Origin of the sequence: Natrononativus amylolyticus, assembly GCF_024362525.1 — an archaeon.
GTDB lineage: Archaea > Halobacteriota > Halobacteria > Halobacteriales > Natrialbaceae > Natrononativus > Natrononativus amylolyticus.
In genome coordinates this window covers 54,716-74,457 of the sequence record NZ_CP101458.1, presented here as the reverse complement: position 1 = coordinate 74,457, position 19,742 = coordinate 54,716, and the positions used below count along the sequence as shown (strand labels likewise).

General features: G+C 67.5%; 21 protein-coding genes. 10 read left to right on the top strand and 11 right to left on the bottom strand.

From position 1 onward, the window contains the following. Window positions 1–7 precede the first annotated feature (7 nt). The 3 genes from NMQ11_RS00380 to NMQ11_RS00370 all read right to left on the bottom strand — a co-directional run bounded on the left by NMQ11_RS00380 (window position 8) and on the right by NMQ11_RS00370 (window position 2,891). Complete coding sequence (locus tag NMQ11_RS00380) at window positions 8–595, bottom strand: DUF1850 domain-containing protein (protein WP_425607693.1); 588 nt, start codon at window positions 593–595, stop codon at window positions 8–10. A gap of 59 nt (window positions 596–654) precedes the next feature. After that, window positions 655–1,728, bottom strand: a complete 1,074-nt coding sequence (locus NMQ11_RS00375; protein WP_255169405.1) for a TAXI family TRAP transporter solute-binding subunit — start codon at window positions 1,726–1,728, stop codon at window positions 655–657. Between the two features lie 137 nt (window positions 1,729–1,865). Next, window positions 1,866–2,891, bottom strand: coding sequence for a TAXI family TRAP transporter solute-binding subunit (locus tag NMQ11_RS00370; protein ID WP_255169404.1), 1,026 nt, complete (start codon window positions 2,889–2,891; stop codon window positions 1,866–1,868). 151 nt (window positions 2,892–3,042) lie between these two features. On the opposite strand from NMQ11_RS00370, the gene NMQ11_RS00365 reads away from it, so the two are divergent. Continuing rightward, the gene (locus NMQ11_RS00365) at window positions 3,043–5,097 is read left to right on the top strand and encodes a S9 family peptidase (RefSeq protein ID WP_255169403.1); all 2,055 of its coding nucleotides are present in this window, start codon (window positions 3,043–3,045) and stop codon (window positions 5,095–5,097) included. Between the two features lie 150 nt (window positions 5,098–5,247). Beyond that, window positions 5,248–5,448 (top strand): YgaP family membrane protein, encoded by a 201-nt coding sequence (locus NMQ11_RS00360; protein WP_255169402.1) that lies wholly within the window; start codon window positions 5,248–5,250, stop codon window positions 5,446–5,448. A gap of 126 nt (window positions 5,449–5,574) precedes the next feature. Here the strand turns inward: NMQ11_RS00360 and upp are convergent, their stop codons facing one another. Beyond that, window positions 5,575–6,252 carry a uracil phosphoribosyltransferase gene (upp, locus tag NMQ11_RS00355; protein WP_255169401.1) on the bottom strand — a complete coding sequence of 226 codons (678 nt, stop codon included), beginning with the start codon at window positions 6,250–6,252 and terminating at the stop codon, window positions 5,575–5,577. Window positions 6,253–6,310: 58 nt separating this feature from the next. Between upp and NMQ11_RS00350 the strand changes: the two genes are divergently transcribed. The 4 genes from NMQ11_RS00350 (at window position 6,311) to NMQ11_RS00335 (ending at window position 9,583) form a co-directional block, all read left to right on the top strand. Next, window positions 6,311–6,718: an SRPBCC family protein gene (locus tag NMQ11_RS00350; protein ID WP_255169400.1), complete on the top strand. Its 408-nt coding sequence runs from the start codon at window positions 6,311–6,313 to the stop codon at window positions 6,716–6,718. 92 nt (window positions 6,719–6,810) lie between these two features. Next, on the top strand, window positions 6,811–7,527 hold the full coding sequence (locus tag NMQ11_RS00345; RefSeq protein WP_255169399.1) for a DUF5828 family protein: 717 nt from the start codon (window positions 6,811–6,813) through the stop codon (window positions 7,525–7,527). Between the two features lie 70 nt (window positions 7,528–7,597). Beyond that, window positions 7,598–8,788, top strand: coding sequence for an inorganic phosphate transporter (locus NMQ11_RS00340; protein ID WP_255169398.1), 1,191 nt, complete (start codon window positions 7,598–7,600; stop codon window positions 8,786–8,788). Window positions 8,789–8,848: 60 nt separating this feature from the next. Next, window positions 8,849–9,583: a hypothetical protein gene (locus tag NMQ11_RS00335; RefSeq protein WP_255169397.1), complete on the top strand. Its 735-nt coding sequence runs from the start codon at window positions 8,849–8,851 to the stop codon at window positions 9,581–9,583. Between the two features lie 39 nt (window positions 9,584–9,622). Here the strand turns inward: NMQ11_RS00335 and NMQ11_RS00330 are convergent, their stop codons facing one another. After that, window positions 9,623–10,996, bottom strand: a complete 1,374-nt coding sequence (locus NMQ11_RS00330) for a hemolysin family protein (protein ID WP_255169396.1) — start codon at window positions 10,994–10,996, stop codon at window positions 9,623–9,625. A gap of 97 nt (window positions 10,997–11,093) precedes the next feature. Between NMQ11_RS00330 and NMQ11_RS00325 the strand changes: the two genes are divergently transcribed. Genes NMQ11_RS00325 through NMQ11_RS00315 form a run of 3 tightly spaced genes read left to right on the top strand, consistent with a single transcriptional unit; the run spans window position 11,094 to window position 12,559 of the window. Continuing rightward, the gene (locus NMQ11_RS00325) at window positions 11,094–11,417 is read left to right on the top strand and encodes a glutathione S-transferase N-terminal domain-containing protein (protein WP_255169395.1); all 324 of its coding nucleotides are present in this window, start codon (window positions 11,094–11,096) and stop codon (window positions 11,415–11,417) included. Further along, a complete protein-coding gene (locus NMQ11_RS00320; RefSeq protein WP_255169394.1) occupies window positions 11,417–11,944 on the top strand; it encodes a redoxin domain-containing protein in 528 nt (175 codons plus the stop codon). The genes NMQ11_RS00325 and NMQ11_RS00320 overlap by 1 nt, the downstream gene beginning before the upstream one ends. Before the next feature lie 30 nt (window positions 11,945–11,974). Continuing rightward, on the top strand, window positions 11,975–12,559 hold the full coding sequence (locus tag NMQ11_RS00315; RefSeq protein WP_255169393.1) for an L-threonylcarbamoyladenylate synthase: 585 nt from the start codon (window positions 11,975–11,977) through the stop codon (window positions 12,557–12,559). Window positions 12,560–12,574: 15 nt separating this feature from the next. Here NMQ11_RS00315 and NMQ11_RS00310 read toward each other — a convergent pair whose 3' ends face one another. Together NMQ11_RS00310 and NMQ11_RS00305 are read right to left on the bottom strand one after the other, a co-directional pair. Then, a complete protein-coding gene (locus tag NMQ11_RS00310) occupies window positions 12,575–13,255 on the bottom strand; it encodes a CRISPR-associated protein Cas4 (protein WP_255169392.1) in 681 nt (226 codons plus the stop codon). Between the two features lie 54 nt (window positions 13,256–13,309). Then, window positions 13,310–13,900: a conditioned medium-induced protein 4 gene (locus NMQ11_RS00305; protein WP_255169391.1), complete on the bottom strand. Its 591-nt coding sequence runs from the start codon at window positions 13,898–13,900 to the stop codon at window positions 13,310–13,312. Window positions 13,901–14,066: 166 nt separating this feature from the next. Here NMQ11_RS00305 and NMQ11_RS00300 point away from each other — a divergent pair, with 166 nt between their 5' ends. Beyond that, a complete protein-coding gene (locus NMQ11_RS00300; RefSeq protein ID WP_255169390.1) occupies window positions 14,067–16,229 on the top strand; it encodes a heterodisulfide reductase-related iron-sulfur binding cluster in 2,163 nt (720 codons plus the stop codon). Window positions 16,230–16,242: 13 nt separating this feature from the next. On the opposite strand, the gene NMQ11_RS00295 is transcribed toward NMQ11_RS00300, so the two are convergent. The 4 genes from NMQ11_RS00295 to NMQ11_RS00280 form a co-directional block, all read right to left on the bottom strand. After that, on the bottom strand, window positions 16,243–16,971 hold the full coding sequence (locus NMQ11_RS00295) for a type 1 glutamine amidotransferase (protein WP_255169389.1): 729 nt from the start codon (window positions 16,969–16,971) through the stop codon (window positions 16,243–16,245). A gap of 67 nt (window positions 16,972–17,038) precedes the next feature. Then, window positions 17,039–18,175: an AMP-binding protein gene (locus NMQ11_RS00290; protein ID WP_255169388.1), complete on the bottom strand. Its 1,137-nt coding sequence runs from the start codon at window positions 18,173–18,175 to the stop codon at window positions 17,039–17,041. Window positions 18,176–18,218: 43 nt separating this feature from the next. Continuing rightward, window positions 18,219–18,989, bottom strand: a complete 771-nt coding sequence (locus tag NMQ11_RS00285) for an alpha/beta fold hydrolase (RefSeq protein ID WP_255170912.1) — start codon at window positions 18,987–18,989, stop codon at window positions 18,219–18,221. Window positions 18,990–19,086: 97 nt separating this feature from the next. Further along, window positions 19,087–19,593 carry an Hsp20/alpha crystallin family protein gene (locus tag NMQ11_RS00280; protein ID WP_255169387.1) on the bottom strand — a complete coding sequence of 169 codons (507 nt, stop codon included), beginning with the start codon at window positions 19,591–19,593 and terminating at the stop codon, window positions 19,087–19,089. Between the last annotated feature and the right edge of the window lie 149 nt (window positions 19,594–19,742).

The following is a 19,742-nucleotide window of genomic DNA, read 5'->3' as shown; positions in this document are numbered from 1 at the left end:
CGGTCGGTCAGCATATATCAGTCAGTATCTGGTGTGTTTCGGCGAGGCCGACCGGTTCGAGTCGTCCGGTCCGTCGGACCGGCGGTCCGGGCGCGTCACGGCGGTCGGCCGCGGTGAGCCGATCCTCGAGCGCCCCGCCGACGGTTCGATCGGTCAGGAACAGCACGACGCTCCCGTCGGCGACCGCGACCAGGTCGTACCGGTCGTCGCCGACGACGAGTTCGTGGCCGGCGATCTCGCCGGGAACGACGAACAGTTCGTCGTGGCTTCCGGAGCCCTCGGCGACGTACCCCTCGTCGGTTCGCGTCACGTTCGTGGGTAACCCTGCGCCGAAGGAGTGAAACACCGACTTCACGGCTCGCAGCTCGTTGCCGTCGACGGCGTACACGTCCTCTACCGGCGTTCGCTCGACGCTGTGGGTGTACGCGAGCGTCACCTCGTCGTCGTCGTCGACGGGAATCTCGAGCAGTCGCTCCTCGCTCTCGGCGTCGGCGACGACCAGCGTCCGGTCGGCCGTTGCGGAGACAGCCGTGACAGCGGTCGCTCCGCAGAGCGCGAGCGCGGACGCGAGGAGTCGTCGTCTGGTTACTCTCACGATGATCGGTGGAGCCGTCGAGCGGAACTCGACGGCGGTTCGGTGCCGGCGGCGGTCGATTACTCGTCGCCGAAGTACGCTTCCGCACCGGGGTGGAGATCGATCGGCATTCCGTCCTGGGCGGATTCGACGTCGATGAAGTCGGCCTGGGTGGTGAAGTCGTCCGTGTTGTCGAAGATCGCGGTCGTCACCTCCTCGACGATCTCCTCGTCGACCCCCTCGTGGGTGGCGATCATCGCCTGGACCGAGACCGTCTCGACGTCGTCGTCGACGCCGTCGTAGGTTCCGCCGGGGATCGTGTCCTCGGCCAGCCACTCCGCGTCGTTCATGAGGTCCTCGCGCAGGTCGTCCGAGACCTCGACGAACGCGATGTCCTGGTTCACCGCGAGGTCCTCGATCGCGCCCAGCGGCCACCCGCCGACCGTCACGGCGGCGTCGACGTCGCCGTCGCCGATCTGGTCGGCCGCCGTCCCGAAGTCCGTGTTCTGCTCGTCGAAGTCCTCGATCCCGGCCGTCTCGAGGATCTGTAAGGCGTTGACCTGGGTGCCGCTGCCGAGGTCGCCAGTGTTGATCGAGGCGCCCTCGAGGTCTTCGACGGATTCGATCCCCGAATCGGCCTGCGTGACGATGTGGATCGTCTCCGGGTACAGCGAGGCGACGCCCCGAAGGTTCTCGACGGGGTCGTCTTCGAACTCCTCGATGCCGGTGCCGTTGAACGCGAAGTAGGCGATGTCGTTCTGGATCAGCGCGAACTCCGCCTCTTCGCGGCCGAGACTGCCGACGTTCTCGACGCTCGCACCGGTCGACTGCACCTGGATCCCGTGGGGCGTGTGCTCCTCGACGATGGACTTGACGTCGCCCGACAGCGGGTAGTAGGTTCCCTCCGTTCCGCCGGCGTGCCAGGAGAGGACCTCGCCGCCCTCGTCGGGGTCGGCTTCGCCAAAGTCCTCCTCTTCCTCGCCGTTTTCGTCGTCGACGGCGTCGTCGGCCTCCTCCGTGTCGTCCGTGTCATCGGTGTCGTCGGCGCCGTCATCGTCGTCGACGGCATCCTCACCGATGCACCCGGCGAGCGAACCCACTCCAGCAACCCCGGCTACCGCGACGAATCGTCGCCGACTGATGTGTCGAACCATACTACCAATCGGCGAGGGACGACAATACATTTTTTTACATAAAAATGGAAGTTAGCTATTTCGATAATGTAACCGTGGCTGACTTGTCAGTTCAACCATCGGAAACCAGCCGGCGACCGCGCCACCCTGCCGATCGGCTAGTCGTCCGCGTCGTCTTCCTCCTCGTCAGTTCCGTCCGCGTCGATGCCCGCCGCCTCGAAGTACGCCTCGGCACCCGGGTGAAGATCGATCGACATCGCCTCGAGGGCGGTGTCCTGGTCGATGAAGTCGGCCTGGGTGGTGAAGTCGTCCGTGTTGTCGAACATAGCCCCCGTAACCTCCTCGATGAGCGTCTCGTCCATCGCTTCGTGGGTCGCGAGCATCGCCTGAACCGAGACCGTCTCGACGTCCTCGTCGACGCCGTCGTAGGTTCCGCCGGGAATCGTGTCCTCCGCCAGCCACTCGGCGTCCTCGAGCAACTGGTCGCGAAGATCGTCGGTGACCTCGACGAACGCGATATCCTGGGTCGTCGCCAGGTCCTCAATGGCACCCAGCGGCCACCCGCCCACCGTGATCGCAGCGTCGACGTCGCCGTCGCCGATCTGGTCGGCCGCCGTCCCGAAGTCCGTGTTCTGCTCGTCGAAGTCCTCGATCCCGGCCGTCTCGAGGATCTGTAAGGCGTTGACCTGCGTGCCGCTCCCGAGGTCACCGGTGTTGATCGCCGCTCCGTCCAGATCTTCGACGGATTCGATCCCCGAGTCGGCCTGCGTAACGATGTGGATCGTTTCGGGGTAGAGCGAGGCGATCCCGCGGAGGTTCTCGACGGGTTCCCCCTCGAACTCCTCGATGCCGGTGCCGTTGAACGCGAAGTAGGCGATGTCGTTCTGGATCAGCGCGAGCTCCGCCTCCTCCCGGGCGAGACTGCCGACGTTCTCGACGCTCGCACCGGTCGACTGCACCTGGATTCCGTGGGGTGTCTGGTCCTCGACGATCCGCTTCATGTCGCCGGCGAGCGGGTAGTAGGTCCCTTCGGTCCCCCCCGCGTGCAGGGCGAGGACCTCACCTCCCTCCTCCGGCTCGGGTTCCTCCTCTACGTCGTCGTCCTGTACGATCCCCATAAGCGCAACGCTCCCCGCCGCTCCGATCATGCCGACGAACCGCCGTCGGTTGAGAGTGTCTCTCATACTGTCACAGTCGACAGCGACGGACATATAATCAATCCCTACAGATGTTAAAATTAATGAGGCCGAGAGAATCGTTCCCGGATGAGTGTTCGCTCTATCGGAAGGCCTACGAATCGAAACGTATAATCCGTGAGCGTGGGTGACAGCAGCCATGCAGACGATCGAAGCCGTCGACTACCACGACATCGCGCAGGTCGAAGACCCACAGCTCTCCCCAACCGGTGAGCGCGTCGCGTTCGTCAGGAAGGTCCCCGACGACGACGAGAGCTACGAGGCGACCGTCTACGTCGTGCCGGTCGGCGGCGACGAGCCGTTCCAGTACACCGTCAGCGAGGGCGTCGACAGCCAGCCGCGCTGGCGCCCCGACGGGAGCGCACTCGCGTTCGTCAGCACCCGCGGCGCCGACGACGACCGGCCGCAGCTGTGGTACTTACCGACCGGCGGCGGCGAGGCCCGCCAGCTCACCGAGGTCGCCGGCGGCGTCTCGGGTCTCGAGTGGAGCCCCGACGGCTCCCGGGTGCTGTTCACCCAGGGGTCGACCGCCGAGGACCGCGAGGAGGGCCGGGACTTCGCGGTCGAGTCGGACTACGAGCCCGAGACGCCCGACCCGCGCGTGATCGATCGGATGATCTACCGGGCCGCCCAGCGCTACGCCGACGGCAAGCGCAGCCACGTCTACGTCCTCGACGTCGAGGCCGCGCTCGCGGGCGAGGAGGCCGAGGACGCCCTCGAGCGGCTCACCGATGGCGACGCAGACTACGTGAGCGCGACGTGGGGCGACGACGAGACGGTGTACTACACGAGCAAGCACGGCGATGAGCCCGACGACTCGATCGTCCACGACGTCTACGCGCACGACACAGAGAGCGGCGACGTCGAGGTCGTCACGCAGACGACGGGCTACCCCGCGCTCGCCGCCGCCGAGGACGGGCGCGTCGCCTACACCTACACCCCCGAAGAGGGCTTTACGCTGCGCCAGACGGAGGTCGTCGTTCACGACCGCTCGAGCGGCGAAGAGATCACGCTCACCGAGAACCTCGACCGAACGATCGGCTACGGCGGCGGCCTCGAGTGGGGCCCCGACGAGGAGGTGCTGTACTTCGCGACGCCCGACGAGGGCTCCGTGGTGCTGTGGGCGGCCCCCGGCGACGGGAGCGAGGAGCCGACGACGGTGTACGGCGACGGCGTCACGCTCGAGGGCTTTTCGGTCGGCGAGGACGCCATCGCCTACGCCCAGAGCGAGTGGGACCACCCCGGCGACGTCTTCGTCTCCACGCGCGGGGGCAACGAGGTCACCCGGCTCACCCGCGTCAACGACGACTACCTCACCGATCGAGCGGTTGCAGAACCCGAGGAGCTGTGGTACGAGAGCGAGCAGGGACCGGTGCAGGGCTGGGTGCTCACCCCGCCGGACTTCGATCCCGAGGAGACCTACCCGCTGGTCGTCGAGATCCACGGCGGCCCCCACGCCCAGTGGACTACCTCGGGGACGATGTGGCACGAGTTCCAGACGCTCGCCGCCGAAGGGTACGTCGTCTTCTGGTCCAACCCGCGCGGGTCGACCGGCTACGGCGAGGATCACGCGAGCGCGATCGAGCGCGACTGGGGCGCGGTCACCCTCACCGACGTGCTCGCGGGCGTCGAGGAGGTCTGTTCCCGCGAGTACGTCAACGAGGACGAACAGTACGTCACCGGCGGCAGCTTCGGCGGCTTCATGACCGCCTGGACCGTCGGCCAGACCGATCGGTTCCGGGCGGCCGTCTCCCAGCGCGGCGTCTACGACTTCACCAGCTTCTACGGCTCGACGGACGCGTTCAAGCTGGTCGAGGGCGACTACGGCGTCACTCCCTGGGAGGACCCCGAGTTCCTCTGGGAGCAGTCCCCCGTCGCCCACGTCCCGAACGTGACGACCCCCACGCTGGTACTGCACTCCGACGACGACTTCCGTACCCCGGCGAACACCGCCGAGCTGTACTACCTCGGGCTGAAGAAACACGGCGTCGACACCCGGCTCGTCCGCTACCCCCGCGAGGGCCACGAGCTCTCCCGCTCGGGCGAACCCGCCCACGTCGTCGATCGCATCGAGCGCATCGTCCGCTGGTTCGACGGCTACTCGAGCGACAGCGACGACCCGCCGGCGCTCGAGCGCGGCCCCAACGACGGGCTCACCGCGGGCGAGGAAGACGAAGACGCCGAAGACGAGTAACCGTTCGGCGCGTCGAACGCCCGGTCAGGGGTTCGGTTCGGGTGGAACGACATCGACCCGGACCGCCCCCAGTCGGGCGGTTTCGAGCGGAAACGAACGGGTTCGGTTCCGGAGGAAGTAGCTAACTGTCTCGAGTCCCATCGGTCGCGTATGAAACGCAACGTCGGCGGACTCGACCGCCTGCTACGGCTCGCCGTCGGACTCGCGCTGCTCGTCGTCGGCTACCGGTACCGACGCCGTACCGCCGGAACGGTCGCGTTCATCGCCGGCAGCGACGTCCTCGCGAGCGGCGTGCTCGGCCGCTGTCCGATGAACGCGCTGCTCGGAATCGACACCTGCGGGGAGTCGTGACTCGCGCGCGAGCGAACCGAAACCGACGCTCGCTTCCGTCGGAACGGGTCGCCTGAAAATCGGCCGGAAGCGGCGGGTCTCGAGGGGAAATCAAGGGGTCGTCACAGCGGCCGTGGGTAGCCGAGGCTACGTCGTCCGGAACGCGCGGTCGCCCGCGTCGCCCAGTCCGGGGACGATGAAGCCGTCGTCGTCGAGGTAGTCGTCGATCGACACCGTCAGCAGGTCGACCTCGGGGAACGCCTCGCCCACGCGGAGCAGGCCGTCGGGCGCCGACACCGCCGAGAGGACGATCAGGTGTTCCGGTTCGGGCGAGCTCTCGATGACGTGCTCGAGGACGGTACACATCGTACTCCCCGTCGCGAGCATCGGATCGGCGACGATCACGGTGTCCTCCTCGCGGATCTCGGGCAGCTTCACGTAGTCGACCGTGATGGGGAACGTGCCGTCGGCGCCGCGGCCTGCTTCCTCGTCGCGACTGGCGCTGATGACGCCCTGTCTGGCCCGCGGGAACGCCTTGAGCAGCCCCTCGACGAACGGCGTCGCCGCCCGCAACACGTTGATGATCACCACGTCGTCGAGGCCCTTGACGCGCTCGCCCATCGTCGCCTCGAGGGGCGTCTCGATCTCGACGTACTCGGTGTCCATCCGACCGTCGATGATCTCGTAGCCGCAGATCCGGCCGAGTTTGACGAGCCCCTTTCGAAAGCCCACCTGCTCGGTTTCGACGTCTCGCAGCCGCGAGAGGGTGTCCTTCGCCAGTGCGTGGGTGACGAGGTAGGCCTCGTCCCTGTCTTCGATCGGCATCTCGTTTGCACACGGCACCGCCGGGGAGTATAAGGTATCGGTCCGAGAATCGAAGGCAATGGGAACGGTGGAGGTCTCCCGGTTCGTCAGCACGCAGCCGGCGGTGCTCGAGCGCCGACTCACGCCCGACGCCATCGTCGAGTGCGAGGGGACGTTCACGGTCGGCGACGTCGAAAAGCGAGACGGCGAGTGGATCGTCGACGCCGCCGCGCGCGGGCTCGCGACCCGGGTCCGGTTCGAGCCGCTCGAGAACGGCTTTCGCTACGAGCACGTCGGCGGACCGCTCGAGACCCTCGAGACGACGCTCACCTACGCGCCGGAGAACGAGGGCGTCCGCGTCGTCGCCCGCTCGACGGTCGAGATGGGGGTCCCGCCGGCCGCGCTCACCGACCGGATCGCCGCCTGGAAGCGCAGGGGCGAACTCGAGCGGACGCTCGAGGGGATTTCCACGCTGGCGGCGGAGTGACACGGTTTCGTCTGCGCCGGGTCGCCGGCCGGTCCTGGCTATCGCACAGCGAAGAAGTTTATACCAACCCGTAGCATAACCCTCTCACCCGAATGGAAGAGAGCATCTCCGGATTCAAGATCCGCGGCGACTGGGGCGACGTCGTCGAACACGGAGAGCGCGTGACGCAGGCGCTTCGGGACGCACGCGTCCACGAGCCCGAACACGACTACGGCGCCCGGTACGCCCGCGCCTTCGAGGAGTGGGAGGAGTGGCGGCCGAAAGCCCACGAAACCCTCGAGACCGACGTCAGCGCGAAGACCGCGGACAAAGCCAGCGTCGAGGAGGGCCGCGGCGAGCGCGCGGGAAAGGACGTCGACGAGGACATCCAGACCGCCGGCGAGAAGCTCTCGGAGTCCTACGAGGCCCTCGAGGCCGACGACGCCGACCAGGCGGTGGGCAACTGGAAGGAGTCGATCGACTACGTCGCCCGCGCGGCAGACACCGCCAGCCGGAAGGCGCTGCGACGCGTCGAGGACACCGTCTACCAGCGGGTGATGACCCAGCTCGCACCGTACTACTTCGACAACGAGCTGGTCAGCGCCAACATCCAGCAGTCGGGCCGGGGCAACGGCGAGGAGTTCATCTTCGAAGTCAACGTCAACGACGACGCGCTGAAAGACAGCGTCTCCGACACCCTCGCGGAGTACGAGGACACCGTCGACCGCTGGCACGTCGAGATCGAAAAGGACACCGACGCCTCCGAAGCCATCGAGGGTGCAGAGCCGCCGCCGGAGCCCGAGGACCACTCCCGGTCGACGACGAACTGACGGTGAGACGGGCGGATCGCTGAACGCAGGCGGCACACACTTGTAGCGCCGCCGAATAGAGAGCCGATAGATGGTCGACGTAGCGACGCTGGGGACGTTCGCCGTTGCAGCCGTCGCAAGTCTGTTCATGGCGTGGACGATCGGTGCGGGCTCGAGCGGCTCGACGCCGTTCGCGCCCGCGGTGGGCGCGAACGCGATCTCGGTGATGCGCGCCGGGTTTCTCGTCGGTCTCTGCTGTTTTCTGGGTGCAGTGTTCCAAGGTGCGAACGTTTCGGAAGCAGTCGGCGAGGAACTCATCGGGGGCGTGACGCTGTCGGCCGAGGCCGCAACGATCGCACTCACGATCGCGGCCACGTTAGTCGCCATCGGCGTCTTCACCGGTTACCCGATAGCGACGGCGTTCACCGTCACCGGTGCGGTGATCGGCGTCGGATTCGCGATGGGGGGCGATCCGGCCTGGCTGAAGTACCAGGAGATCGCCGCCCTCTGGCTGCTGACGCCGTTCGTCGGCGGCGGGATCGCGTATCTCACCGCTCGAGCGCTCCGCGAGGAGCCGATTCCGGAACGCCACGTCGTACTGATTCTGGCAGCGATCGTCGGCGTGTTGCTGGCGAACATCGAGTTCGCGGTGCTCGGGCCGCCAGACGGCGGCGCGTCGGTCGCCGTAACGCTGTCGGCCTGGATTCCGGGGCCGAGTGCCTTCGGCGTCGTCGCTGCGACGGGGCTTCTCGCGATCGCGTTCACCGCCGCGCTCCACAGGGACATGCGCGCCGGAACGACGATCGCCGAACGGCACTTCCTGCTCGTTCTCGGCGGCCTCGTCGCCTTCTCCGCCGGGGGGAGCCAGGTCGGCCTCGCCGTCGGTCCGCTGGTTCCGCTCTCCGACGACGTCGGCCTCTCGATCACTGCCCTCCTGCTCGGTGGCGGCGTTGGCCTGCTGGTCGGAGCGTGGACCGGCGCACCGCGGATGATCAAGGCGATCTCCCAGGACTACTCCTCGCTGGGCCCCCGGCGGTCGATTGCCGCACTCATTCCGTCGTTCGCCATCGCACAGGTCGCGATTCTGTACGGTATTCCCGTCTCGTTCAACCAGATCGTCGTCAGTGCGATCATCGGCAGCGGCTACGCCGCGGCGGCGTCCGGCGGCGGCGTCAGCGCCCGAAAGATGGGGTTTACCGTCCTCGCGTGGGCGATCTCGTTCGTTCTCTCGATCGTCGTCTCCTTCGGCGCCTACCGCGGCGTCGCGTGGCTGCTGTTCTGAACGAGCCTCGCCGTGGTCGAGACCGAACGGGCTTTACCCGCCCGGTTTTGACACTCTCGTATGGACGACTCCCGAACGGTGCAGTGGCGACGGGACGCCTCGACCTCGCGGACGGTTCGTCTCCTCTGGAGTTTCGGCGTCGGAACGTTCCTCGCGATGGTCGGGCTGATCGTGTTCTGGCGACTGTTCGACCTCGCCGGCCAGCTCGGCACGCCGTCGGCGCTCGCGTTCGGCCTCTCGATCACACCGCCACAGGCGGTGATCGGCGCCGCCCTCGCCGCGCTCGCAGCGACGATCCTCGCGTTCGCCGCCGCCGGTGACGCAGAGCGGCGCCTCGAGCGACTGACGCGGTCGCTCCCGATCACACCCCCCAGCGGCGCGGGGCTCCGACAGGCGGCCGACGCCGCCGTGGGGATGGTCGTGATGGGAGCCGTCATCGGCCTGCTGATGGTCGGCGGGCGGGTCGCCAGCCAGCACGAACTGCTGGCGGTCGGCGCCGGCCCGTTCACCGGCCTCGCCGCGCTGTTGCTTCCGCTGGCCGTCGTCGCCATCGTCCTCTCGGCGTTTCTCCAGTCGGTGGGCGCGCTCGACGTCGACGAGCGGACGATTTACCTCTACGACCCAGAAGAAGCGGTGGACCTCGAGCACATCGAGGCCGTCTCGGTCCGCAGACTCGGCGACGCGACGGTGTTGAAGCTCAGCTACGCCCAGCCCGACGGCCAGTACGTACAGGGTCCGCGCCGGCTGGTCGTGCCGCCGGAGGTCGCCCGCGAGGTCCAGGCGCTGGTCGAGTAGAGACCGCAAAACTGCGAGTGGCGTACAGGGGCCGCCCGGTCACTCGGTGTCGTCGTTCTCGGCCGCTTCGGCCGTCCGTTCGTACTCGGGGAGCTTCGTCAGGCGGGCCTTCATGATCCGCGTGTTCTCGACGTCCTCGATCGTGATCCGGACGCCGTCGTAGGTGATCTCCTCGCCCTCCTCGACGAGCCGACCCGCGCGGTTGAAGATGAAGCCGGCGATAGTCTCGAACTCCTCGCCCTCGGGGAGGTCGATCTCGAGGGCTTCGTTTACCTCCTCGATGTTGACTTCGCCCCGGACGAGGACGGTGTTCTCGTCGATCTCCTCGATGGGAACCTCCTCGCCACCCTCCAGGATTTCGCCGACGATCTCCTCGACGACGTCCTCCATCGTCACGAGCCCCTCGGTGGTGCCGAACTCGTCGATCACGATCACCATGTGCATCCGGTTCTCGCGCATCTCCGCCAGTAGTTCGTCGACGTTCTTCGACTCGGGGACGTGCAGCGTGGGCTGGATCAGGTCCTGTAGCTCGAGATCCTCGGTCTCGCCGTAGTTGAGGTCTCGAACTAGATCCCGGATGTGGACGACGCCCTGAACGTTGTCGAGACTCCCCTCGTAGACCGGAATGCGGGCGTGACCGCTCTGGATGCAGGTTTCGATCGCCTCGTCGACGTCGGCGTCTTTCGGGACCGCGGTTATGTCCAGGCGCGGCGTCATCACCTCCTTGACGATGGTCTGGTTGAACCGGAAGATGCGCTGGAGCATCTCGTGTTCTTCCTCCTCTAAGACGCCCTCGCGCTCGCCCGATTCGATCATCCCCTGGATCTCGTCGCGGGTGACGTAGGGAGTCTCGATCGCGCCCGTCGAGCCGGTGACTTTGTTGACCTGGCGGGTGAGGTAGTCGAAGAGGACGACCATCGGGTACAGCAGGTACTCGGTGGTTTTCAGCGGTTTGGCGACCCGGATCGCCCACGACTCGGTGTTCTCGACCGCGTAGGATTTGGGGGCGCTCTCACCGAACAGCAGAACGATCGCGGTGATACCGAACGTCGCGAAGATGACGCCGTACAGCCCGCCGAGGTGAAGCGAGATCACGGCCGTCGCGATCGAGGACATCGCGATGTTGACGATGTTGTTTCCGACGAGGATCGTCACGAGCAGCCGGTGGGGGTCGTCCTTGAGCGCCTTGACGCGGGCCGCTCCCGGAACCTCCTCCTCGACCATCCCCTCGACGCGGTGTTTCGGCAGCGAGAACATCGCGATCTCCGAGGAGGAGAAAAACCCCGACAGCAGGATGAGCACGGCGACGGCGGCGATCCCGAACCACGTGACCGTCGACTCCGCGATCTCGATCCCGGTTCCGGGGATCTCGTAGGCGAGAGGCACCACCTCCAGGAGCGAAATCAGCACCATTGACTGGCGGAGATTTATCCGCCGGCCGATTAACGCTTTCTCCTTTCTCGCCGCCACCGGCGACACGTTTACCCCGTCCTTCTCCGAAAACGTGGATATGGCAGACGTTACGGAACCACCGCTCACGCTGTACCGACTGCAGGCCTGTCCGTACTGCGAGCGAGTCGTTCGCCGCCTCCAGGAGTACGGCCTCGAGTACCGCTCGCGATTCGTCGAGCCGCTGCACTCCCGGCGGGACGCCGTCAAACGCGCCGCGGGCGTCCGCACCGTGCCGGTGCTCGTCGACGAGCGCACCGGCGTCACGATGGCCGAGAGCGCCAACATCGTCGACTACCTCGAGTCGACCTACGCTGACGGCTCGCTCGAGGAATCGACCGCCGACAGTAGTGTGACCGCCACCGACGCCGGGGGTGACGACTGATGCCTGAGTTCGACGTCGTCGATCTCGGACCCGCCGACCACCCCGCGTCCGGCGACGAGGCCCCCGACTTCGTCCGCCCGCTGGTGACCGCAGACGACTGGACCGACCGGTCGCTTTCCTCCCTGCTCGAGGAGGGGGCGACGGTCCTGGTGTTCACCCCCATGATCGGCTCGTTCGTCGCCCAGTACGTTTGGGACGAACTCCGCGAGCGCGGCTGGGGTGTTGCCGGCGACGCCGGCGAGAGCGGCGTGTCGGTAGCCGGCGTTACCGCCTCGACGCCGTATTCGATCTCGCACTTCCTCGACGAGCGCGAGTACCCGTTCTCGATCTTCGCCGATCCCGCGAACGAGGTGGCCGCCGCCTACGGAATCGCCCACGACTTAGACGGGATGGCCGGCGTGAGCGAACCGCGCCTCGCGTTCGTTGCGGTCGGCGGCGAGGGCGCCGTCGAGGCGGCGTGGGTCGCCCGCGAGTGGCCCGAGTTCCCCGACTACGACGACCTCGAGGCGCGACTCGGTCTCGCATAGTTTTTAGGACGCGACGCCAAGCAACGACGAATGACCGATCTCGAGTCCGCCGCAGCCGCGATCGACGCCGGCGAGCTGGTCGTCTACCCGACCGAAACCGTCTACGGCCTCGGCGCCGACGCGCTCGAGCCGGCCGCCGTCGAGCGCGTCTACGAGGCGAAGGGCCGCGACCGGTCGAACCCGATCTCGATGGCCGTCCCCTCCGTGCCGGCGGCCCTCGAGTTCGTCCGCGCGACCGACCGCGAGCGGCAGTTCATGGCCCGGTTTCTCCCCGGGCCGGTCACGGTGCTCTGCCGGCGCCGCGAGCGCGTGCCGGACGTCCTCACCGCCGGCGGCGACCGGGTCGGGATCAGGGTGCCGGATCACCCGCTCGCGCTCTCGCTGTGTGAGCGCGCCGAAACGCCGATCACGGCGACCAGCGCGAACGTCAGCGGGCGACCGAGCGCCCGCCGACCCGGCGACCTCGATGCCGAAATCCGCGACGTCGCCAGGGTCGTCCTCGAGGCCGGCGAGACGGCGGGCACCGAGAGCACCGTCGTCGACGTCTCGAGCGGGACGATCCATCGCCGCGGCACGCTCGCCGACGAGATCGAGGCCTGGCTGGCGACCCGGTAGGCGGGTCGGTTTCCGCTACCCCGTGAACCGCTGTATGAGCGACCGCAGCGTCCGGGTACGAACGCCGCACTCGGCAGCGTAGCCGCAGGATCGACACTTCGACCGGTTTCCCAGACGCGGCGGCGGTCCGTCGAGTTCGCGGACCGTCCGGAGCGTCCGTCGGTAGATCGCCTTCCGACGAGTCGTCAGCGGGACGGCGCGGATCACGCCGTAGGCGGGGTACTCGAGCCAGGCCCGCTCGACCGGCGTCTCGTGCTCCCAGGCGAGGGCCTTCGCCGCCGCGACGGCGTGGACCGACTGGGGCTCCCAGACGCCCGTCTCCGGCGGTTTTCCGGTCGAGACGAGGGACGGCTCGAGGGGATCGGTGAGTACCTTGTGGACGACGCCGCGAACGTGGCGGCCCTCGGCGAGAACGTTGCGTTCCCGCGGTTCACAGAGCGGGCGCCACCGGTCGGCCGCCGCGAGGCGCCGACGGCTCTCCGCGAGGCGCTCGCGGTAGGCCGCCGGTCCGAGGGCGATCGGTTCGGCCGCGAGTTCGTCGTCGTCGGCCTCGAGAAGCGCCTCGTAGCGGGTTGCGAGGGCGCGCCGACGGTCGACGCCGGGAGGTGGCTCGCGGTCGTCGTCGCGGCGGACGTAGTAGCACTTGCGCGGGCAGTAGGCGGCCGTTCGGAGATCGCTGAAGGTGACGAGCGTCACGGGACGGTGGGCCGCTCGATCGTATATAAACTCTCGGAGGGAGACGGGAACCCCTCAGAAGGAGACGTCGGTTTCCATGCCTTCGGTGGCGTCCTCGAGGCCGTCCTCGCGGACGTCGGTCGCCATTCGGTCGGAGATGTCGGAGTCGCCGAGTAAGCTGTCGAACTCGTCGCGGTAGCGGTCGTTTGCCGCCCGCGACTCGTCTTTCGCGTCGGCGACGCGACGATAGCGGCTGATATCGGCGGTGTCGACGCCGTAGCGCTCGGCGAGTTCGGCGTCGGACTCCTCGCGCGCGCGGATCACGGCGAGGTCGACCTCGTCGGCGTCGTCCTCGCCGATCAGGTGCATCGCCAGGCGCGCGTCGAAAACGGTCTCGGCGTCGATCCCGATCGAATCGGCGATCTCGGCGTCGCTCTCGCCGTCGTAAAACCCCTCCGCGACGGCGATCAGCTCCTCGTCGGAGAGGTCGGTCTCGAACCCGTAGCGGTCGTGCATCTGCGTGATAACGGCCTCGAGACGCTCCTCGACGGTTCGTTCGTCCTGCTCGAGCGAGCCGCGGGTGTCCTCTTGCGATTCGGTGACGGTGTCCTCGCCGTCGGTGACGCTGGTGAAGATGTCCCGCAGTTCCTCGGTTTTTTCGTCCATGGATGGACACTGGCGACGGGCGGGTAGTTAAGCCTGTTGCCCACCAGGGTCGGCTCTATCGATCGCTATAAACTCACAACGAGGGTATGATTCTCGAGTGACTGCGTCGGGGTGGCCTCTGAGAGGTGTGGGAAGAGTTAAGGTTATCCTCCACAGGGAATAGCACATGCTTCACGTCGCACAGACGGGGGACACTCCGACCCGCGAGACCTTCTGGGGAATCAGCGGGGTCGAAGAGATCCTCTTTTACTATCTCGCTGCGGTCGCGATCGTCGTCTTCCTTTACGGCGTGTACGCGCGGTTCGCCCGCTACGGCGACGCCGACGCCGACTGGTTCGACCGCGTCGACGACCTCGGCGGCCGCATCGTGAGCGCCGCGAAGATCGTCCTCTCGAACGAGAAGCAGTTCAACCGCGACCTCTACGGCGGGTTGATGCACTCGTTTATCATGTGGGGCTTTCTCTCGCTGCTCATCGCGACGACGATCCTCGCGGTCGACATGGACATCTGGACGAAGGCGCTCGGCCAGGACTCCTTCTTCGTCGGTGACTTCTATCTCGCCTACCAGTTCATGGTCGACGCGATGGGGCTACTGTTCGTCGTCGGGATCGGGATGGCGATGTACCGCCGGTACTGGGTGAAAAACCACCGGCTGTGGGATCGGCACACCTCGAGCGAGGACGACCTGTTCATCTGGACCCTGTTTCTGCTCGGCGTCGGCGGCTTCGCCCTCGAAGGGCTGCGGATTCTCGGCACCGGCTACCCCGAGTGGGAGATCGTGAGCTTCGTCGGCTGGGGGACCGCCCTCGCCTTCGAGGCCGTCGGCGTCGACCAGGCGCTGGCCGCCTCCTTGCACTGGTGGGCCTGGTGGTCCCACGCGATCCTCGCGCTCGTGTTCATCGCCTGGATCCCCTACGCCAAGCCGTTCCACATGATTTCCTCGTTCGCGAACGTCGTCACCCGCGACGAGAAAGCCGGTGCCAGGCTGCCGGGCATCCCCGCCGACCTCGACGCCACGAACGCCGAATCGATCGAGGACTTCACCTGGAAGGAGATGCTCGACCAGGACGCCTGCACCAAGTGCGGCCGGTGTTCCGCGGTCTGTCCCGCGAAGGCCTCCGACCGCCCGCTCGACCCGCGAAACGTCATCCTCGACCTGAAGAAGTACCGCGAGGAACTGGACGCCGAGACGACGGAGCCGAAACCGATCATCGCTGACGGCGGAACCAGCGTGATCGACGCGGAGACGATGGAGTCCTGTATGGCCTGTATGGCCTGTATGGACGCCTGCCCGGTGGAGATCGAGCACCTCAACTCCTTCACCCGGTTGAACCGCCAGATGGTCGACCAGGGCGACGTCAAGCCGAGCATGCAAGACGTCTTCCAGAACGTGATGCAAAACGGCAACACGTTCGGCGACAGTCCCCGCAACCGGGGCGACTGGACGGGGGAACTCGAGTTCGACGTCACCGACGCCCGCGAGGAGGAAGTCGACTACCTCTGGTACGTCGGCGACTACCCGAGCTACGACGAGCGCAACAAGCAGGTCGCCCGCTCGCTGGCGACCATCCTCGAGGAGGCGGACGTCACCTTCGGCATCCTCTTCGAGGACGAGAAGTACGACGGCAACGACATCCGACGGGTCGGCGAGGAGTTCCTCTACCTCGAGCTGGCGGGTCACCACGTCGAGTCCTTCGAGGCCTGCGAGTTCGAGAAGATCGTCTGCACCGACCCGCACAGCTACAACACGTTCAAGAACGAGTACCCGGAGGTCGACTTCGCGGAGTTCGCCGACGACCCGATGATGCCGTTCGAGTACGACGAGCACTGGAACGCCGACGGTGAGGTCGAGGTGCTCCACTGGACCCAGGCCGTCGAAGAGCTGGTCGAGAGCGGGGCACTCGGCCTCTCGGGCACCGAACTCGACTACACCGTCACCTACCACGACCCCTGTCACCTCGGCCGGTACAACGACGAGTACGAGGCCCCGCGCGAACTCGTCAAAGCCACCGGCTGCGAGCTCTCCGAGATGCCGCGCAACCGCGCCAACTCCTTCTGCTGTGGCGGCGGCGGGGGCGGCCTCTGGATGGACTTCGAGGAGGAGCCCAAACCGAGCGAGGAGCGACTTCGGGAGGCGCTCGAGGACACCGACGCCGGTCGCGAGGTCGAGAAGTTCGTCGTCGCCTGCCCGATGTGCATGACGATGTACGAGGACGGCCGCAAGACCGGCGGCTTCGAAGAGGAGATCGAGATCGTCGACATCGCCGAACTGATCGTCGAGGCGCTCGGGAAGAAGGAGACGGCGGGCCTCGAGGTTTCGGCGGACTGACCGCGGTCGAGAGTTACGAGGAGGACGGTTCGGAACGCGACTCGGAGTCGACCACTGGTTCCGACGTCTGTAACTCGCGAACGTACTCGAGGAAGTTCTCGAACACCCGTTTCGCCTCGCAGGCGCGCTCGTAGTTCTCGTCGGTGATTTCGGCGAGGACAGAGTCCCGTCGCTCGGTAGTCAGTTCCTTCTCGTGGACGAGGTCGCGGGCGGTCTTCTGGTCGTACTCGGGGTGGAACTGCACCCCGAAGACGCGCCCCTTCCGGAAGCCGTGGTTCGAGTAGCGGTTCTCGGCGAGCGGTTCCGCTCCCGCCGGGAGAGCCGACACCTCATCGGAGTGGCTGGTGAAGGCGGTGAACGCGGTGTCGATCCCCTCGAACAGGCGCGACTCGCCGGTGTGTTCGATCTCGCTGTAACCGACCTCGTAGGCGCCCATGTCCTCGACGGTGCCGCCGAGAACGTCCGCGAGCAGCTGGTGGCCCCAGCAGATGCCGAGACACGGCAACCCGCGGTCGATCGCCTCGGCGACCCAGTCCTTCGTCGGCTCGATCCACGACTCGTTCCAGTAGACCGACGAGCGCGACCCCGTGATCACCACGGCGTCGAAGGCGTACGTCTCGGGGATCGATCCGCCGGTCACGTCGTACTCGGCGAGCGAACCGTCGAGTTCGCGCCGGAAGTTCCGCGTCGTGTTCGCATCCCGATGGGAGGCGTTCAGGACGGCGATACGGAGCTGACTCATCTGTGGGTGCTTGGAGACTCGAGGGAGATAGGTTTTGTGACCGGCGACGCCGTTGCCGTCGGTCCGGTCACGCGTCGACGCGGTAGACGCCGGTTTCGTCGCGGGAGAACCGGTCGCCGGTGGCGACCCAGCCGCCGGTCGGCCGGCCGACGTCCGCACACACCGGTCCGGCGAGTTCGAGCCACCCCTCGGCGGCGCCCTCGAGTACCGTCCCCTCGCCGTCGACGAGTCGCGCCTCGCAGTCGAGAACGGGGCGGCCGACGACCGTTCCCGCGGTTTCGCCACCCTCGCCGCGGGACTGCACCAGCGCGGTCGGACACTCGAGGCGGCCGTAGGCCCGGTCGATCGGCGTCCCCCGCGCCGCGTAGGCGTCACGGATCTCGACGGCGGGCGGCGTCTCGCTGACGATCCGGGAAACGGAGTCGAGTGCGTCCCCGAACCCGTCTCGAGCGGCGAGTTCGCGGAACGCGACCGCCCGCCCGCAGAGCAGCGTCGCCCGCTCGTCCCGGATGGTCGCGAGCGCGTCCGCGGGGTCGAACGCCCGGTCGAGCAGGAGCGTCGCGCCGACGTACAGCGCCGGCAGCGCGGTCCGCAACAGGCCGTCGTACGACGAGAGCGGCCCCAGCAGCGGGAGCCGATCGTCGCGACCGATTCCGAGCGTCAGGGCGACGGTGAGGCAGTTCCACTCGACGGCGCGAGGCGAGTAGGCGGCGACGGAGCCGTCCTCGTCGTGGAGCGCCAGCATCGGCCCCGGTTTCGGTGGCGTCTCGACCGGCGAGCGTCCGGCCGTCGTCAGCCCCTCGAACGTCGCCGTCCGCGTCGGCGGGAGGTCGCCGACCAGGTCGCGCTGAGCCGACTCGAAGACGACGAGGTCGGGATCGAGCGCCTCGAGCGGCCGGGCGACCGTCACCGGGCTCAGCCGGTGTGAGAGCGGGGCGAACGTCGCGCCGAGGCGTCGACAGGCGAACACCAGCGCGAGGACCGACACCCGGTTGCGGGTCAGCGAACAGACCGTGTTTCCGGGTTCGACCCCCATCGCCGAGAGCGCGCCCGCCGCGTGCGCCGCGAGCGCGTGGAGCTCCCCGTACGTGATCCGGTTCGTATCGACGGTTCCCGCGGGAGCGAACCGCTCCGCCTCGGAGACGTCGACCACCGCCGGCCGATCCGTCCAGCGGGCCGACCGACGGTCGAGCGAGAGCGTCATCTGGAAACGTACGGCCTCGAGGAACGTAGTTTCGTCCCGCCGGTTACGCGCCCTCGAAGAATCCCAGCAGGCGATCGTTCACGTCGCGCGAGCGCTCGGCGAACGCGAGGTGGCCCGCACCCTCGAGGGACTCGAACTCGCCGCGGGGGAGTCGGCGGGCGAGGTCACGCCCGGCGTCGACGGGGACGAGTGCGTCGGTGGTGCCGTAGACGACGAGCGCGGGCTGGGTCACCTCGACGAGCCAGTCGGTCGCGTCGAACCCCTCGAGGGCGGCGACCTGCGCCTCGAAGCCGGCCCGCGCGGCGTCGCCGTCGGCTCGCCAGTCGGCGATTCCCTCGAGCACGTCGGGCTGGTCGGTTCGGAACTCGGGCGAGAGTGCGACCTCGAGCGACTCGCGGAGCGCCCGCCGGTCGTCGGGCGGCGCGAACAGGGGTTCGAGGTCGAAGTCGCTCCCGCGGGGGGCGGTGCCGAACAGCGCCAGCGTCTCGACGCGAGTCGTCGTCCGGGCGGCCTCGAGAGCGACCGCTCCCCCGAGTCCCGCGCCGACGACGTGTGCCGAGCGGTGGCCGCAGTCGGCGAGGACCGCCTCGAAGTCGGCCGCGAGCGTCTCGAGGTCGTACGGTCCCGGTGGGGCGTCCGAGCGGCCGGTTCCCCGGAGGTCCCAGACGACGGTCTCGAACGGGCCCGCGAGGGCGGCGTGTTGCCACCCCCACAGCCAGCCGCCGAGGCCGGCCTCGCTCACGAAGACGACCGGTTCACCGTTCCCGTCGCGCTCGTAGTGGAGGGCGACCCCGTCGTTGCGTGCGGTCGGCATGTGCGACTCGAGGTGGCGGGCGGTGACGGGCGTTTCGATCTCCGCTGGCACACTGGTGACTTCGACGCCCGGTCGCGCAGTGGAGAGAGCGAACCGATTATCCCCCGTCCGATCGGACGTGGACCTCGAGAACGCCGTTGTTGAACCACACCTTCGTCACCTCGGGCGACTCCCACGGGAGGTCGACGCGGCCGACGACCGACCCCTCCTTGCTGATTACGAGTTCGTTCGTTCTCGGGTTGCGACCGACCGAGATGTCGTCCTTGCTCGCGCCGGGAACGTCGGCAGTAACGACGAGTACGCCGTCGGTACGGCGTGTGTCTAGCAAGCACTGGTCGGACGACGTTCTCCGCACGCGTCGCGTCCGTTTGCGCCGTGGTTCGGACCGTTCACGAGGCCGTGGCGGTTCGTTTTCGTCGACGTTCGTCCACTCGACGGGGTCCGCAGACGGCGGCGGGACGGTGCGTGCATCCACCTCGACCAGACTGCCGAGCAGATCGGAGAGCGGGCGCAAGCCCGCTTCGAGGTGGAAGCCCCGGCCCCGGTCGTCTTCCGGCGGCGTTTCTGACTCCTGTTCGTCGTCTCCGTTTCCGTTGTTGCTCATTGTCACGTCTGTGTTGAAAGTTAGCGAATGGCACAGATAAAGTCATCGTCGACGGTTTTCGAGAAGACACCGTTCACTGATCAGGGAACGGACACGTACCATCGGGGAGAAACGATCGGTGCCGAGGACCGATCAGCTACCGATTCCGT

Coding starts and splice junctions, on each gene's coding strand:
- NMQ11_RS00375 (WP_255169405.1), bottom strand. CDS start 1,728: ATGGTTCGACACATCAGTCGGCGACGATTCGTCGCGGTAGCCGGGGTT.
- NMQ11_RS00370 (WP_255169404.1), bottom strand. CDS start 2,891: ATGAGAGACACTCTCAACCGACGGCGGTTCGTCGGCATGATCGGAGCG.
- NMQ11_RS00365 (WP_255169403.1), top strand. CDS start 3,043: ATGCAGACGATCGAAGCCGTCGACTACCACGACATCGCGCAGGTCGAA.
- NMQ11_RS00360 (WP_255169402.1), top strand. CDS start 5,248: ATGAAACGCAACGTCGGCGGACTCGACCGCCTGCTACGGCTCGCCGTC.
- upp (WP_255169401.1), bottom strand. CDS start 6,252: ATGCCGATCGAAGACAGGGACGAGGCCTACCTCGTCACCCACGCACTG.
- NMQ11_RS00350 (WP_255169400.1), top strand. CDS start 6,311: ATGGGAACGGTGGAGGTCTCCCGGTTCGTCAGCACGCAGCCGGCGGTG.
- NMQ11_RS00345 (WP_255169399.1), top strand. CDS start 6,811: ATGGAAGAGAGCATCTCCGGATTCAAGATCCGCGGCGACTGGGGCGAC.
- NMQ11_RS00340 (WP_255169398.1), top strand. CDS start 7,598: ATGGTCGACGTAGCGACGCTGGGGACGTTCGCCGTTGCAGCCGTCGCA.
- NMQ11_RS00335 (WP_255169397.1), top strand. CDS start 8,849: ATGGACGACTCCCGAACGGTGCAGTGGCGACGGGACGCCTCGACCTCG.
- NMQ11_RS00330 (WP_255169396.1), bottom strand. CDS start 10,996: ATGGTGCTGATTTCGCTCCTGGAGGTGGTGCCTCTCGCCTACGAGATC.
- NMQ11_RS00325 (WP_255169395.1), top strand. CDS start 11,094: ATGGCAGACGTTACGGAACCACCGCTCACGCTGTACCGACTGCAGGCC.
- NMQ11_RS00320 (WP_255169394.1), top strand. CDS start 11,417: ATGCCTGAGTTCGACGTCGTCGATCTCGGACCCGCCGACCACCCCGCG.
- NMQ11_RS00315 (WP_255169393.1), top strand. CDS start 11,975: ATGACCGATCTCGAGTCCGCCGCAGCCGCGATCGACGCCGGCGAGCTG.
- NMQ11_RS00305 (WP_255169391.1), bottom strand. CDS start 13,900: ATGGACGAAAAAACCGAGGAACTGCGGGACATCTTCACCAGCGTCACC.
- NMQ11_RS00300 (WP_255169390.1), top strand. CDS start 14,067: ATGCTTCACGTCGCACAGACGGGGGACACTCCGACCCGCGAGACCTTC.
- NMQ11_RS00295 (WP_255169389.1), bottom strand. CDS start 16,971: ATGAGTCAGCTCCGTATCGCCGTCCTGAACGCCTCCCATCGGGATGCG.
- NMQ11_RS00290 (WP_255169388.1), bottom strand. CDS start 18,175: ATGACGCTCTCGCTCGACCGTCGGTCGGCCCGCTGGACGGATCGGCCG.
- NMQ11_RS00285 (WP_255170912.1), bottom strand. CDS start 18,989: ATGCCGACCGCACGCAACGACGGGGTCGCCCTCCACTACGAGCGCGAC.
- NMQ11_RS00280 (WP_255169387.1), bottom strand. CDS start 19,593: ATGAGCAACAACGGAAACGGAGACGACGAACAGGAGTCAGAAACGCCG.